Source organism: Cognatiluteimonas weifangensis, assembly GCF_003416885.1.
Taxonomy (GTDB): domain Bacteria; phylum Pseudomonadota; class Gammaproteobacteria; order Xanthomonadales; family Xanthomonadaceae; genus Cognatiluteimonas; species Cognatiluteimonas weifangensis.
Genome location: NZ_QVPD01000001.1, coordinates 137715 through 152072, shown reverse-complemented (window position 1 = coordinate 152072; position 14358 = coordinate 137715). Strand labels below are relative to the sequence as shown.

17 protein-coding genes are annotated in these 14358 nt (G+C 70.7%); 13 read left to right on the top strand and 4 right to left on the bottom strand.

All coding sequences use genetic code 11. The features are described from left to right. Window positions 1–86: 86 nt before the first annotated feature. The 6 genes from D0Y53_RS00705 (at window position 87) to D0Y53_RS00680 (ending at window position 5210) form a co-directional block, all read left to right on the top strand. The gene (locus D0Y53_RS00705) at window positions 87–971 is read left to right on the top strand and encodes a lytic transglycosylase domain-containing protein (protein WP_117201195.1); all 885 of its coding nucleotides are present in this window, start codon (window positions 87–89) and stop codon (window positions 969–971) included. 147 nt (window positions 972–1118) lie between these two features. Beyond that, entirely contained in the window at window positions 1119–1721 is a 603-nt protein-coding gene (gene petA / locus D0Y53_RS00700; RefSeq protein WP_117201194.1) for a ubiquinol-cytochrome c reductase iron-sulfur subunit, read from the top strand. 3 nt (window positions 1722–1724) lie between these two features. Next, complete coding sequence (locus D0Y53_RS00695; protein ID WP_117201193.1) at window positions 1725–2996, top strand: cytochrome b; 1272 nt, start codon at window positions 1725–1727, stop codon at window positions 2994–2996. Between the two features lie 145 nt (window positions 2997–3141). Beyond that, the gene (locus D0Y53_RS00690; protein WP_233511596.1) at window positions 3142–3819 is read left to right on the top strand and encodes a cytochrome c1; all 678 of its coding nucleotides are present in this window, start codon (window positions 3142–3144) and stop codon (window positions 3817–3819) included. Between the two features lie 175 nt (window positions 3820–3994). Further along, window positions 3995–4630 (top strand): glutathione S-transferase N-terminal domain-containing protein, encoded by a 636-nt coding sequence (locus D0Y53_RS00685; protein ID WP_117201384.1) that lies wholly within the window; start codon window positions 3995–3997, stop codon window positions 4628–4630. Between the two features lie 127 nt (window positions 4631–4757). Then, window positions 4758–5210: a ClpXP protease specificity-enhancing factor gene (locus D0Y53_RS00680; protein ID WP_199491979.1), complete on the top strand. Its 453-nt coding sequence runs from the start codon at window positions 4758–4760 to the stop codon at window positions 5208–5210. A gap of 219 nt (window positions 5211–5429) precedes the next feature. On the opposite strand, the gene D0Y53_RS00675 is transcribed toward D0Y53_RS00680, so the two are convergent. Next, window positions 5430–5756, bottom strand: a complete 327-nt coding sequence (locus D0Y53_RS00675; RefSeq protein WP_117201191.1) for a DUF3301 domain-containing protein — start codon at window positions 5754–5756, stop codon at window positions 5430–5432. Between the two features lie 109 nt (window positions 5757–5865). Here D0Y53_RS00675 and D0Y53_RS00670 point away from each other — a divergent pair, with 109 nt between their 5' ends. Next, a complete protein-coding gene (locus D0Y53_RS00670; RefSeq protein WP_158550543.1) occupies window positions 5866–6654 on the top strand; it encodes an FHA domain-containing protein in 789 nt (262 codons plus the stop codon). A 40-nt stretch (window positions 6655–6694) separates the two neighbouring features. On the opposite strand, the gene nadC is transcribed toward D0Y53_RS00670, so the two are convergent. Together nadC and D0Y53_RS00660 are read right to left on the bottom strand one after the other, a co-directional pair. Next, entirely contained in the window at window positions 6695–7579 is an 885-nt protein-coding gene (gene nadC / locus D0Y53_RS00665; protein ID WP_117201189.1) for a carboxylating nicotinate-nucleotide diphosphorylase, read from the bottom strand. After that, window positions 7576–7845: a Trm112 family protein gene (locus tag D0Y53_RS00660; protein ID WP_117201188.1), complete on the bottom strand. Its 270-nt coding sequence runs from the start codon at window positions 7843–7845 to the stop codon at window positions 7576–7578. Before D0Y53_RS00660 ends, nadC begins: the two co-directional genes overlap by 4 nt. Window positions 7846–7961: 116 nt before the next feature. On the opposite strand from D0Y53_RS00660, the gene purE reads away from it, so the two are divergent. After that, window positions 7962–8480 carry a 5-(carboxyamino)imidazole ribonucleotide mutase gene (gene purE, locus D0Y53_RS00655; protein ID WP_117201187.1) on the top strand — a complete coding sequence of 173 codons (519 nt, stop codon included), beginning with the start codon at window positions 7962–7964 and terminating at the stop codon, window positions 8478–8480. Between the two features lie 198 nt (window positions 8481–8678). Then, window positions 8679–9830: a 5-(carboxyamino)imidazole ribonucleotide synthase gene (locus tag D0Y53_RS00650; RefSeq protein WP_117201186.1), complete on the top strand. Its 1152-nt coding sequence runs from the start codon at window positions 8679–8681 to the stop codon at window positions 9828–9830. 491 nt (window positions 9831–10321) lie between these two features. Here the strand turns inward: D0Y53_RS00650 and D0Y53_RS00645 are convergent, their stop codons facing one another. Further along, window positions 10322–10900 (bottom strand): superoxide dismutase, encoded by a 579-nt coding sequence (locus D0Y53_RS00645; RefSeq protein ID WP_117201185.1) that lies wholly within the window; start codon window positions 10898–10900, stop codon window positions 10322–10324. Window positions 10901–11130: 230 nt separating this feature from the next. Between D0Y53_RS00645 and grxD the strand changes: the two genes are divergently transcribed. From grxD to D0Y53_RS00625, 4 genes are all read left to right on the top strand, one after another. Then, window positions 11131–11451: a Grx4 family monothiol glutaredoxin gene (grxD, locus tag D0Y53_RS00640; protein ID WP_117201184.1), complete on the top strand. Its 321-nt coding sequence runs from the start codon at window positions 11131–11133 to the stop codon at window positions 11449–11451. Beyond that, window positions 11448–12215 (top strand): SDR family NAD(P)-dependent oxidoreductase, encoded by a 768-nt coding sequence (locus tag D0Y53_RS00635; RefSeq protein WP_233511574.1) that lies wholly within the window; start codon window positions 11448–11450, stop codon window positions 12213–12215. The genes grxD and D0Y53_RS00635 overlap by 4 nt, the downstream gene beginning before the upstream one ends. 178 nt (window positions 12216–12393) lie before the next feature. Then, the gene (locus D0Y53_RS00630; RefSeq protein WP_117201183.1) at window positions 12394–12999 is read left to right on the top strand and encodes a MarC family protein; all 606 of its coding nucleotides are present in this window, start codon (window positions 12394–12396) and stop codon (window positions 12997–12999) included. Window positions 13000–13184: 185 nt separating this feature from the next. Next, the coding region (locus D0Y53_RS00625) for a TonB-dependent receptor (protein WP_233511573.1) at window positions 13185–14358 on the top strand (1174 nt) is incomplete at its 3' end.

Below are 14358 nucleotides of genomic sequence, written 5' to 3'. Positions count from 1 at the left end.
GGGACGGCAGTGGCGCTGGATCTGCGTGGGCGTTCAGCAAAATCAAGCACTTGTCATCGCGGTGCGATGGTAGGACACTCGCCGGCATGATGGGGGCACGGGGAATCCTGGCATTGGCATGCCTGCTGCTGGCGGCTCCGGCCGTGGCCGGCACCGTGTACCGCTGCGACAGCGCCGATGGCAGCCGCAGCTATTCCAGCAAGCGCGTCCCCGGCGCCAAATGCACCGCCGTGAGCAGCTACCGGGCCGCCCGTCGCAAGGCTCCGGCCGCGGCGCCGCGGGCCGCCGGCGCGGCCACGCTGGAGACGTCCGCCGCCGGCTCGCCGCTGGCGGCCAACCTGCCGGCGCCGCCGTCGACCGCGGCTGCGCCGCCCCCGGCGTCGCAGTCGCCGCGGCTGGTCCGCGGCCAGGTCTATGCCTACATCCGCAACGGCGTGCGCCATTACAGCAGCACCCCGCCGCGCGGCCAGGCCGGCGTCAGCGCGCTGCGCACGATCAAGTACAGCTACATGGAGACCTGCTACGCCTGCGGCCGCCCGGGCGTCGATTTCGGCCGCGTGCGCCTGAACACCAGCGCCTACGGCGACGAGATCCGCGCCGCGGCCCGGGATTACGGCGTCGACGAGGCGATCGTGCGCGCCATCATCCATGCCGAGTCGGCCTTCAACCCCAATGCGCTGTCGCGGGTCGGGGCGCAGGGGCTGATGCAGCTGATGCCGGCGACCGCGCGCCGCTTCGGCGTCGGCAATGCCTTCGACGCCGGCCAGAACATCCGCGGCGGGGTCCAGTACCTGGCCTGGCTGCTGAAGCGCTTCAACGGCAACCTGACCCTGGCCGCGGCCGGCTACAACGCCGGCGAGGGCGCGGTCGACAAGTACCAGGGCGTGCCGCCCTACAGCGAAACCCGGCGCTACGTGCAGCGCGTGGGGGTGCTGGCCGAGCGCTACCGCGGCACCCTGGCCGCGCGTTGAGCCGCGCCGGGCGGTTTTGGCCGCAAACGTTGTCGGCCTAATTCACGTTCCGTTACACTTCCCGTCTTTGCGGCCGCCGGCCGGAGCGCGTTGTCGCGCGTGGCGCAGGCGGACGGGTCCGAACATCGAGTCTTTGCGGAGTGCCTGATGGGCAATGATGGGGTCGAAAACCAGGGCCGACGCCGGTTCCTGACCGCGACCACGGCCGTGGTCGGTGCCGTGGGCGCCGGCTTTGCGGCGGTGCCGTTCATCAAGTCGTGGAATCCGAGCGCGCAGGCCAAGCTGGCCGGCGCGCCGGTCACCGCCGACATCGGCGCGCTGCCGGAGGGCCAGCAGCTGACGCTGAAGTGGCGCGGTCAGCCGGTGTACGTGGCGCACCGCTCCAAGGCGATGCTGGACGTGCTGCCGACCATGGACAAGCTGCTGCTGGACCCCAAGTCCGACAACACCGACCAGCAGCCCGAGTACGCCAAGAACGAATACCGCTCGATCAAGCCCGAGTACCTGGTGCTAATCGCGGTCTGCACCCACCTGGGCTGCGCCCCGGAGTTCGTGCCCGAGCTGGCGCCGCAGCCGTTCGACCCGGACTGGAAGGGCGGCTATTTCTGCCCCTGCCACAAGTCCCGCTACGACCTCTCCGGCCGGGTCTACTCCGGCCAGCCGGCGCCGGCCAACCTGCCGGTGCCCCCGTACCACTTCGAGAACGACACCACGCTGGTGATCGGCGTCGATCCGCAGGGGGCGGCATAAGCCATGGCCAACATCATCACCCGTACCGCCGACACCGTGATGGACTGGGTCAACGCGCGCGCGCCCGGCATGATGCCGATGTACCGCAAGCACATGACCGAGTACTACGCGCCGAAGAACTTCAACTTCTGGTACTTCTTCGGCTCGCTCGCGCTGCTGGTGCTGGTCAACCAGATCGTCACCGGCATCTTCCTGACGATGCACTTCAAGCCGAGCGCGGCCGAGGCCTTCGGCTCGGTCGAGTACATCATGCGCGACGTGGAGTGGGGCTGGCTGATCCGCTACATGCACTCCACCGGCGCCTCGCTGTTCTTCGTCGTCGTCTACCTGCACATGTTCCGCGGGCTGATGTACGGCTCCTACAAGAAGCCGCGCGAGCTGGTGTGGCTGCTGGGCATGACCATCTACCTGGTGCTGATGGCCGAGGCCTTCATGGGCTACGTGCTGCCGTGGGGGCAGATGTCGTTCTGGGGCGCCAAGGTGATCATCTCGCTGTTCGGCGCGATCCCGGTGGTCGGCAACGGCCTGACCGAATGGATCATGGGCGACTACAACCCGGGCGACGCCACCCTCAACCGCTTCTTCGCGCTGCACGTGATCGCGCTGCCGCTGGTGCTGCTGCTGCTGGTGGTGCTGCACCTGGGCGCGCTGCACGAGGTCGGGTCCAACAACCCCGACGGCGTGGAGATCAAGAAGGGCCCGAAGGGCAACCGCTGGTCGACCACCGCGCCCGCCGACGGCATCCCGTTCCACCCGTACTACACGGTCAAGGATCTGGTCGGGGTCGGCTTCTTCCTGATGCTGGCGGCGTTCATCATCTTCTTCGCGCCGACCTTCGGCGGCTGGTTCCTGGAGCACGACAACTTCACCGAGGCCAATGCGCTGGTGACGCCGACCCACATCAAGCCGGTGTGGTACTTCACCCCGTACTACGCGATGCTGCGGGTGGTGCCGTCGTTCTTCGGCATCAAGCTGTGGGGCGTGCTGGTGATGTTCGGCGCGATCGTGCTGCTGTTCCTGGTGCCGTGGCTGGACAAGAGCAAGGTCAAGTCCTACCGCTACCGCGGCAAGCTGTCGTGGCTGATGCTGGGCGTGTTCGTGGTCTCCTTCGTGTGGCTGATGAAGATCGGCGCCGGCCCGGGCACCGATCCGGTGGAGACGATCATCGGCCGCGTGCTGACCTTCCTCTACTACGCGTTCTTCATCTCCATGCCGCTGTGGACCAGGCTCGACAGGACCAAGCCGGTGCCGGAACGGGTGACGACGCATGAGTAGGCATGTGCAGGTCCCTGTGCGGCAGTCCGCGCGGCGCGCGGGCTTTTCGAAGAGCCAGTCGTCTTGTGGGGAACGTGTCTTGAAGAAGATCCTCGTGCTGTTCGCGGGCCTGCTGCTGGGCGCCGGGCTGGGCGCCGCCCCGGCCATGGCGGCCGAAGGCGCGCACCTGCCGCAGGCGGGCACCGACCTCGGCGACCGGGCGTCGCTGCAGCGCGGCGCCCGCGACTTCATGAACTACTGCTCCGGGTGCCATTCGCTCAAGTACATGCGCTACTCGCGCATGGCCGAGGACCTCGGCCTGAGCGAGGAGGACGTGCAGGACAACCTCAACTTCACCGGCGCCAAGGCCGGCGAGCAGATCCGGGTGGCGCTGACCGAGGACGACGGCACCCGCTTCTTCGGCAAGGCGCCGCCGGACCTGAGCGTGATCGCGCGCGTGCGCGGCAGCGACTGGATCTACAACTACCTGAAGTCGTTCTACCTGGACGAGTCGCGCCCGCTGGGCTGGAACAACACCCTGTTCCCCAACGTCTCCATGCCCAACCCGCTGTGGGAGATGCAGGGCCTGCAGCACGCCGAGTACGGCCCGGCCGACGCCACCGGCGAACGCCCGGTCGAGAAGCTGGTGCTGGCGCAGCCGGGCACGCAGACGCCCGCGCAGTTCGACCAGACCGCGCGCGACATCACCGCTTTCCTCGAGTACGTCGGCGAGCCGGCCGCGCTCAAGCGCCAGAGCCTGGGCGTGTGGGTGCTCCTGTTCCTGGCGTTCTTCACGTTCCTGGCGTTCCTGCTGAAGAAGGAATACTGGCGCGACGTGAAGTAATCGCGAACCCCGTCGCAGGCCTCCGCGCCCCCCTCCGCGGACTTGCGCAGGAAAAGCCCGCGCCGGGCCGGCGCAGGCTTTTTTGCCGGGTCGCGCTCGGGAACCGTGGCGACCGCCTGCAAGGGGCAGGCGGCGCCGGTGCGGCCGGCGGTTCCGGTCGCCGGAGAAGCCCATGATGGCGACGAGTCCGCGCATGCGTAACGCCCTGACCCTGTTTTCTTCCGTCGACGACGTGCTGTGCCATCGCGTGCGCCTGGTGCTGGCCGCGAAAGGCGTCACCTACGATTTCATCCCGGTCGATCCGCAGAACCCGCCGGAAGACCTGATCGACCTCAATCCCTACCACTCCGTGCCCACGCTGGTGGAGCGCGAGCTGGTGCTGTACGCCGCCAGCGTGGTCTGCGAATACCTCGACGAGCGCTACCCGCACCCGCCGCTGATGCCGGTGGATCCGCTGTCGCGCGCGCGCCTGCGCCTGGCGATGCTGCGGATCGAGCACGACTGGGTGCCGCAGGTGCAGGCGATCCAGCTGGGCAACAAGGCCCAGGCGGAAGCCGGGCGCAAGCGCCTGAAGGAGCTGCTGACCGCGTCGGTGCCGCTGTTCAAGGCCAGCAAGTTCTTCCTCAACCCGGAGATGAGCCTGGCCGACTGCGCGATGGCGCCGATCATCTGGCGCCTGGATTCGCTCGGCATCGGCCTGCCCAGGGACGGCAAGGCGATCGAGGACTACGGCAACCGCATCTTCCGCAACCCCGGCTTCGCCCGCAGCCTGACCCCGCAGGAGAAGAACCTGCGCGAGCTCCCGGCGTAGCGACCCGCCCGGGCGTGATCGGCCGGGGGCGACGGCAGTCGCGGACCCGTCGCACCCGCGGTGCGCCGGTGGCTGCCGCCGCGTCCCGCGACAGGCCGCCGGCGGCGGCAGCGGCTACACTGCCGCCATGAGCGATACCGCCGCGCCCGGCATGACCAGTCACCGCCCGTACCTGCTGCGGGCGCTGTACGCATGGATCGCCGACAACGGCATGACGCCGCACCTGCTGGTCGACGCGACCTGCGCCGGCGTGCGGGTGCCGGCGCACACGATCAAGGACGGCAAGGTGGTGCTCAACATCGCCGACCGCGCGGTCGCGCACCTGGACATGGGCAACGACGCGGTGGCCTTCACCGCGCGCTTCGGCGGCGTCAGCCAGGCGGTGATCGTGCCGGTGGCGGCGGTGCTGGCGATCTATGCGCGCGAGACCGGGCAGGGCATGGCGCTGCCGGAGGACGCGAGCACGGCGGAGCCGGACGCCGGCGCGGAGGCCGCGTCCGCCGACGGACTGCCCCCCGACGATGGCGGCGACGGGCCGCCCGCGCCCAAGCGCGGTGCGCACCTGCGGATCGTCAAGTAGGCGAGAGCTTTCGACAGGTCCGGGACAGGCGTGCGGTCGCGGGCCCTTCTGGACGATTTCGGCCCCGCAGGAGTGGCGTAAGCCGCGATCCGCCGCGCAAGAGCGTCGCGGGCTGCGGCGCTCCTGCGAAAAAGCATGGCGCCCGCACCAGCGGTGCGCGGCTGAAGCCGCGAACTCTTCAGCCTGTCACCGGCAGCAAGCCGAGCCGTAGTCCCGCACTCAGTGCAGGGTCACCGCCTGGGTCGCCCGCACCGGTCCGCTGAAGGCGATCAGCTGACCGCCGCGCAGCACCAGCCGGCCGACGTGGCGGTCGCTGCCATCCTCGGAATATTCGAAGCGGAAGCTGCGCTCCAGCCCGAGCCGGCCGTTCTCGCCGCGGCGCAGGCGCAGGCCGTCGGCGTGCACGGTCTGGTCCAGCCATTGCACGCCCGCGGCCCGGCAGGCGTCGCGGCCCATGGCCTCGGCGCGCTCGGCGGCGGCGCGGGCCGCGCTCCAGACTGCGACCGCGGTCGCAATGCAGATCATCAGGACGAGTAGATTCGGCATGCGTGCAATGTGCGGTCTGGTGCCGGTTTCGGCAAGCTAGAATGCCGCGGAGCCGCCGCCCTGCCGCCGCGCGCTGCCTCTTCCCGCCATGCACGGACCGGTGAACCGCATGAAACTCGTCTTTCCCGGTGGCGAACACCCGCAGGTGCTGCTCGGTCCGGGCATCAACCGCGTCGGTTCCGACCCGCAGGCCAACATCGTGCTCGACCGCCCGGGCGTGCTGCCGCAGCATTGCGAACTGCACGTGACCGCGCACGGGGTGATGCTGCAGGTGCCGCACGGCACCACGGTCAGCGTCAACGGCCGCAGCGTCGACGGCCTGATCGCGCTGCGCCCGGGCGACAGCGTGAGTTTCGACGGCATCCAGGCGCGGCTGGCCACGCTCGAGGCCGCGGCGCCGGCCCGCCAGCACATCGGTCCGCTGCCGGCCCCGGCCAACGACGATCCCGGCGCCACCGCGGTGCGGCCGGTGCTGCCCCGGTACGCCTTGCGCGGCGTCTCCGGGGAGGCGTTCGGGCGCACCCATGCGCTGCTCGGGCCGACCCTGGTCGGGCGCGCGCCGGAATGCAACCTGCGCATGGACGAAGCCGGCCTGTCGCGCCAGCACGCGCGCCTGATTCCGACCAACGGCGGGGTCCAGGTCGAGGACCTGGGCTCGACCAACGGCAGCTTCATCAACGGCAAGCGCGTGCAGCACGGGTTCGCCGCGCCCGGCGACGAGATCGGCTTCGACACCCTGCGCTTCCGCCTGACCGCGCCCGCGCAGGCGTCCGAACCGGCGGCAGCCCCCGCCGCGGAGGCGCCCGTGCACGCGCCGGCGCGGATTTCGCCGTGGTGGTGGGTCGGACTGGCGGCCGCCGGCCTGGCCGCGATCTGGATGGCGGCGTTGCTGCGCTGACCTTCTCGCGGGGTCCGCCACCGCCGCCGATCGGCGCGGCTCAGTGCGGCGGCTCGCCCAGCTTCATCGACAGGTCGATCGCCCGCACGTGCTTGGTCAGTGCGCCGATCGAGATGCAGTCCACGCCGTCGCGCGCGATCGCGCGCAGCCCGTCGAGGTCGACGCCGCCGGACACCTCCAGCGGGATCGCGCCGGCGAACGGCGCGGCCGCGGCGATGCGTACCGCCTCGCGCCGGGTGGCGGCATCGAAGTCGTCGATCAGGACGCGGTCGCAGCCGGCGGTCAGCGCCTCGCGCAGCTGCGCCAGCGTTTCCACCTCCACGATCAGCGGCAGCGCCGGGTGCCGCGCGCGCGCGGCGGCGATGGCGGCGCCGATCGAACCGGCGGCGCGGACGTGGTTTTCCTTCAGCATCACTGCGTCGTACAGGCCCATGCGGTGGTTGTCGCCGCCGCCGACCCGGACCGCGTACTTCTGCGCGTGGCGCAGGCCGGGCAGGGTCTTGCGGGTGTCGAGGATGCGCGGATCCGGCGCCGGCGCGCGGGCGCCGCGCACGGCGTCGACATAGGCCGCGGTGACGGTCGCGGTGCCGCTGAGCGTCTGCAGGAAATTGAGCGCGGTGCGTTCGGCGCTGACCAGCGCGCGGCTGCGGCCGGCGAGGGTGGCCAGCACGCTGCCGGCGGCGACGCGCGCGCCCTCGGCCACGCGCCAGTGGATGCGCACGTCCGGATCCAGCACGCGATGGCAGGCGTCGAACCAGGGGCGGCCGCAGACCACCGCCGGCTCCTTGCACAGCAGATAGGCGACGTCCGGCACGTCGGGCAGCAGCTCGGCGGTGGCGTCGCCGCTGCCCAGGTCCTCGGCCAGGGCGCGGGCGACGTCGGCGTCGACCAGCTCCGCCGGCGGCGGCGCAGCGGCCGTGCTCACTGCTTCGGAAAATCCGGGATCCGCGCGGTGGCGATGGCTTCCTCCACCAGCAGCACCGGGATGCCGTCGTCGATGCGGTAGACCAGCTTGTGGTCGCGGGTGACCAGCGCCTCGCGCAGCGGCGCGGTCTGCGCGCTGTCGTCGACGCGGCGCACGCCGCCGGCGGCGATCGCGCGGTTGAGCGCCTCCAGCCCGGCCTTGTCGAGCAGCGCCAGCGGCTGGCGGGTGGCCGGGCAGGCGAGGATGTCGAGCAGCTTGCGGTCCATCGGGTGAGCCTCTATCGGTGGCGTGTCGCGCACGGACCGGTCGGGCCCGCGCGGCGAGCGCCGGTGTGAAGACCGGCACGGGCCGCTAGAATACGTGTTCGCGACCGGGGAGAGCCATGTCTTCCAATCCTGCAAGCTCGACGCAAGCCGCCCCGCGGGTCGGCGTGGTGATGGGTTCGCGCTCGGACTGGGACACGATGCAGCACGCCGCCGACCGGCTGGCGCAGCTGGGCGTGCCGCACGAGGTGCGCGTGATCTCCGCCCACCGCACCCCGGACGCGCTGTTCGATTACGCCGTCACGGCGCAGGCGCGCGGGTTGCGCGCGATCATCGCCGGCGCCGGCGGCGCCGCGCACCTGCCGGGCATGCTCGCGGCCAAGACCGCGCTGCCGGTGCTCGGCGTGCCGGTGCAGAGCAAGGCGCTCAACGGCCTGGATTCGCTGCTGTCGATCGTGCAGATGCCGGCCGGAGTGCCGGTCGCCACCTTCGCCATCGGCAACGCCGGCGCCGCCAACGCGGCGCTGTTCGCCGCGGCGCTGCTGGCGCACGGCGATGCGGACATCGCCGCGGCGCTGGCGGCCTTCCGCGCGCGCCAGACCGCCGAGGTCGCCGACCACGACGACCCGCGCAAGTGATGCGCGCGGCAAGCGCCGGCGCCGTTCCTCCGCAGCGCGGGCACGCCGCGCCGAAGTCGAAAGGCGCGGCGGGCGGTGCGCCCTTCAACCTGCGCCGGCGCCGCGGCAGCCGCGCGGACGCGGTCGAGGTTCCAGAACACAGGAGCAATGCAGCATGACCATCCCCGGATTTCGCATGACCCTCGGGGGCCGCGGCGCATGACCACCGTCGGCATCCTCGGCGGCGGGCAGCTGGCCCGCATGCTGGCGCTGTCCGGTGCGCCGCTGGGCCTGCGCTTCCTGGTGATGGACACCGCCGGCGACGCCTGCGCCGGGCAGTGCGCGCCGATGGTCGTGGGCGACTATCGCGACCAGGCGGCGTTGGCCGAATTCGCCTCGCGCATCGACGTGGCCACCTTCGATTTCGAGAACGTGCCGGCCGAATCGGCGCGCTGGCTGACCGAGCGCGTGCCGGTGTTCCCGAGCCCGCGCGCGCTGGCGACCGCGCAGGACCGGCTGGCCGAGAAGACCCTGTTCCGCGAACTCGGCATCCCGGTGCCGCAGTTCGCCGCGATCGACTCGCGCGCCGGGCTCGATGCCGCGATCGCGAACATCGGCGCGCCGGCGGTTCTCAAGACCCGCCGCCTGGGCTACGACGGCAAGGGCCAGTTCCGGATCAGGACGCCCGGCGATGCCGACGCCGCGTGGGCCGCGCTCGGCCCGCAGGCGCCGGCCGTGGGCCTGATCCTGGAAGCGTTCGTGCCGTTCCAGCGCGAACTGTCGGTGGTGGCGGTGCGCGGCCGCGACGGTGGCTTCCGCAGCTGGCCGCTGACCGAAAACTGGCACGTCGACGGCGTGCTTTCGGCGAGTCTGGCGCCGGCCGCGGTCACGCCTGCGCTGGCCGCGGCGGCGATTGCCCACGCCCGCAAGCTGGCCGAAGCGCTGGACTACGTCGGCGTGTTCGCGCTGGAACTGTTCTGCAAGGACGGTCAGCTGCTGGCCAACGAACTGGCGCCGCGCGTGCACAACTCCGGCCACTGGACCATCGAGGGCAGCGAGACCTCGCAGTTCCAGAACCACCTGCGCGCGGTGCTCGGCCTGCCGCTGGGCGACACCCGGATGGTCGGCACCGCCTGCATGCTCAACTGGATCGGCGCGATGCCCGATCCGGCGGCGGTGCTGTGCGAACCCGGCGGCCACTGGCACGACTACGGCAAGTCGCCGCGTGCCGGGCGCAAGGTCGGCCACGCCACGCTGCGCGCCGATGCGGCGGTCGAACTGGCGCAATCGCTGCAGCGCGTGGGCCAGGCGCTGGAGCGCCAGGCGCAGGTCGCGTCGGTGCTCGAACGCCTGCGCGCATACGACGCCTGAGGGCGACGCAGCGCGGCCGGACGCACTTCCACAAACGCGCGACGCACCCCTCACCCTGCTTCGCTGCGCGAAGCTGTCCCTCTCCCCGCTCCGCGGGGCGAGGGCGACACCGTTCCTTCTCCCCGCGTGCTGGGCAAGAGCGAGAGCGACGCTGTTCCTTCTTCCCGCGTGCTGGGCGAGAGCGAGGGCGACGCTGTTCCTTCTCTCCGCGTGCTGGGCGAGAGCGACGCTGTTCCTTCTCCCCGTTTGCTGGGCGAGAGCGAGAGCGACGCCGTCCCTTCTCCCCGCTTGCGGGGAGAAGGTGCCCGCCAGGGCGGATGAGGGGGCCGGCGGTGCGGTCGCGGTCGGCTGCGACGTACGGCTCCGTGCCCCGCCCGGCACGTTCTGCCTTTCGGTCCGCGGCGCGACCGGAGCGGATCACTGCCCGCTTCCCGCAAAGCGGAACGGCCGGGTTTCCCCGGCCGTTCGCGTCACGCAGGCGCCGATCGCGCTCAGCGCATGTTGGACGCCACGAAATCCCAGTTGACCAGGTTCCAGAACGCCTCGACGTACTTCGGCCGTGCGTTGCGGTAGTCGATGTAGTAGGCGTGCTCCCAGACATCGCAGGTGAGCAGCGCGGTGTCCTCGCCGGTCAGCGGGGTGGCGGCGTTGGGCGTGGACGCCAGTGCCAGCGAACCGTCCGGGCGCTGCACCAGCCAAGCCCAGCCGGAACCGAAGGTCTTGACCGCGGTGTCGCTGAACTGTTCCTTGAATTTGGCGAAATTGCCGAAGCCCTTGGCGATCGCGTCGGCGACCTTGCCGCCGGGCTCGCCGCCGCCATTGGGCGACAGGCAGTTCCAGTAGAAGCTGTGGTTCCAGATCTGCGCGGCGTTGTTGAACATCCCGCCCTGCGCCTTGCGCACGATGTCCTCCAGCGGCATCGCCTCGAACTCGGTGCCGGCGATCATCTTGTTGAGATTGTCGACGTAGCCCTTGTGGTGCTTGCCGTAGTGGTAATCCAGGGTCTCGCCGGAGATGTGCGGCTCCAGCGCGGTGCGGGCGTAGGGCAGGGCAGGCAGTTCGATGGCCATGGCAGGCTCCTGTATCGGAAGAGGGCAGGAATCCCGTTCGTCCTGAGCGCAGCGCCGAAGGCGCGAAGTCCAAGGACCAGCCCGTAGTCGAGGGCAGCCCTCCGACTCCGGCCCTGCGGGCCTGGGCTCAGGGCGAACTGAGGTCTGGGAAGTCTTACAATGGCAATTCTACCCCCACGTCCCGTTGCCGGCCCGTCAATGCCGGCAGCGGCGCAACGCAGGAGACAGCGATGCAGGTGTCGCAGCGGATCCAGGCCGAGGTCGAAGGCCATCCGGTGGTGCTTTTCATGAAGGGCACGCCGCAGTTCCCGATGTGCGGTTTTTCCAGCCGCACGGTGCAGGCGCTGAAGACCGCCGGCGCCGGCGAGCTGTACACGATCAACGTGCTCGAAGAGCCGGAAATCCGCGCCAACCTGCCGCGCTATTCCAACTGGCCGACGTTCCCGCAATTGTTCATCAACGGCGAGCTGATCGGCGGCTGCGACATCACCCTGGAGCTGCTCGAGTCCGGCGAGCTCGCGCGCATGCTGGCGGAGGCGCAGAAGGCGTGAGCGCGACGGCCGCAGCCGACCCGGGCCGGCCGGCCGGAGCCGCGGCCGCGCAGGCTTTGGCCGGGCGCGTGGTGCTGGTCGCCGGCGCGCACGGCGGTCTCGGCAGCGCGGCGTCGCTGGCCTGCGCCCGCGCCGGCGCGCGCGTGGTCCTGCTCGGCCGACGGGTGCCGAAATTGAACCGCGTGTACGACGCGATCGCGCGCGAGGGCGCCGAACCACTGCTGTATCCGCTGGATCTGGAAGGCGCCTCGCCCGACGATTACGCCGAGCTCGCCGGCCGGCTGCAGGACCAGCTCGGCCGCCTCGACGGCCTGCTGCATTGCGCCGCCGAATTCCGCGGCCTGACCCCGCTGCAGCACACCGATCCGGCCGACTTCGCGCGCGCGCTGCACGTCGGCCTGACCACGAAATGGTGGCTCACCCAGGCCTGCCTGCCGCTGCTGTCGCAGGCCGCGGACGCGGCGGTGGTGTTCGCGGTCGACGACCTCGCCCGGGTGCGGCAGGCCTACTGGGGCGGCTACGGCATCGCCCAGCACGGCCTGGCCGCGCTGGTGGGCATGCTGCACGCCGAACTGGCCAATTCCCGCGTGCGCGTGTGCGGCCTGCAGCCCGGGCCGATGCGCACCGCCCTGCGCGGCCGTGCCTTCGTCGCCGAGGATGATCGCAGCGCGCGCGAACCCGAGGCGTACGCCGGCGCCTGCGTGGAACTGCTGTCGGCCGCCGGCGCCGCGCACCGCGGCCAGGTCTGGGCCCCGCACGCGTGAGCGGCATGGGCGCCGCCGCGCAGCGTGCCGACGGCTACCCCGTGCGCGGCAAGGGACCGGCTTGCGCGTCGTTGCCGCGCCAGCGCAGTCCCGGCCCCCTTGATGCCGCTCGGCTGCAGTCGCCGGCTCCCGGCTTGCGCCAGGACGACAGCCAGGGTCGCTCCGCGATGCTGCCGCCATGACCATCGCCTCCGCCGCGCTGCTGCTGTTCCTGATCCTGGATCCGCTGGGCAACGTCCCGGTGTTCCTGAGCCTGCTGCGCGGCATGCCGGCGCACCGCCAGCGCGTGGTGCTGGCGCGCGAGATGCTGATCGCGCTGGGCGTGCTGATGGCATTCCTGTGGGGTGGCCGCTACGCGCTGGAACTGATGCATCTGCGCCAGGAGTCGGTGTCGATCGCCGGCGGCATCGTGCTGTTCCTGATCGGCATCCGTATGATCTTCCCGCCGCCGGAAGGCCTGCTGGGCGAGCTGCCCGGCGGCGAGCCGTTCATCGTGCCGATGGCGATCCCGCTGATCGCCGGGCCCTCGGGCATGGCCGCGGTGATGCTGATGGGCAGCCAGGAGCCCGACCGCATGGGCGCCTGGAGCCTCGCCCTGCTGCTCGCCTGGGCGGCGACCGCGGCGATCCTGTTTTCGGCCACCTACCTCTACAAATGGCTGGGCGGGCGCGTGCTGGCCGCGATCGAGCGGCTGATGGGCATGCTGCTGGTGGCGATTTCCGTGCAGATGTTCATGGACGGACTGGCTGCCTACCTGGGCAGCGGCGCCACGCTGGCCGGATGAGCCGGCGCGGCCGGTCGCGGGCGGTCATGGCCCTGTCACCGGCCCCGGGTAGGGTGTTAAACTGGCGTTAACCCGTGCGCTGGCGCACGGGTCGGGGAATGCCTGAAAGCGCCGACACCTGCGTCCCGCGGGTAGTCGGCCTGCGCCATGTCCGCCACCGAATCCAGCAGCTCCAGGAAACCATCATGACCCATCGCAACCTCTGGTCGAACCACGCCCGGCTGTCCAAGCTGTCGCTCGCCCTGATCATGGCGCTTGCCGCCGCCCCCGCGTTCGCGCAGAGCACCTCCGCCGGCGTCGGCGGTACCGTGGTCGCCGCCGACGGCCAGCCCGTGGCCGGCGCCGAGGTCGTCATCACCCACGTCGAATCGGGCACCGTCAGCCGCGCCGTCACCGACGCCAACGGCAACTACAGCGCCCGCGGCCTGCGCGTCGGCGGCCCGTACACGATCACCGTCAACAAGGAAGGCGCCGGCAGCAGCACCCACAGCGATGTCTACCTGAGCCTGAACCAGGTCGCCGACGTCGATGCCACCCTCAATGCCGACGTCACCAACCTGGGCGGCGTCGCCGTCTACGCCGATGCCACGGCGGACCTCTTCAGCTCGCAGAACAAGGGCGTGGGCACTTCCGTCGATGGCCGCCAGCTGGCGCTGGCGCCGCAGGGCAATCGCTCGCTGGACGATATCGCCCGCCTCGACCCGCGGATCCAGGTGACCGACCAGGCCTCCGGCGCCATCTCGGTCGCCGGCATCAACAACCGCTACAACACCATTTCCGTCGATGGCCTGTCGCAAGGCGACCCCTTCGGCCTGAATGCCAACGGCATGCCCTACGTCGGCTCGCCGATCTCGGTCGACACCATTGCCGCCTACGACATCAAGATCAGCGATTACGATGTCACCACCGACACCGTCGGTGCGACCGTCAACGCCGTGACCAAGTCGGGCACCAACGAGTTCCATGGCTCGGTGTACTACGCGCTGAAGGACGCCAGCAGCATGGTTGGCGAGCGCAACGGCGAGGAGTACGGCCTGTTCGACAAGGACGAGACCAAGGGCATCACCCTCGGCGGCCCCATCCTCAAGGACAAGCTATTCTTCTTCGCTTCGTACGAAGAGCAGGCGATCAAGAACTTCGGCGGCGAGTCCGCCTCCGACGGCCTGGCCAACGGCGACGTCACCCAGGACGACATCGACCAGGCGATCTCGATCGCCAACGACGTGGGCATGCAGCCCGGCGTCTATGGCGCCACCGGCATCAACCTGGAGAACAAGCGTTACCTGGCCAAGCTGGACTGGAACATCAACGATTTCCACCGCGCCAGCCTGACCTACCAGCAGACCGAGGAGTTCCGCC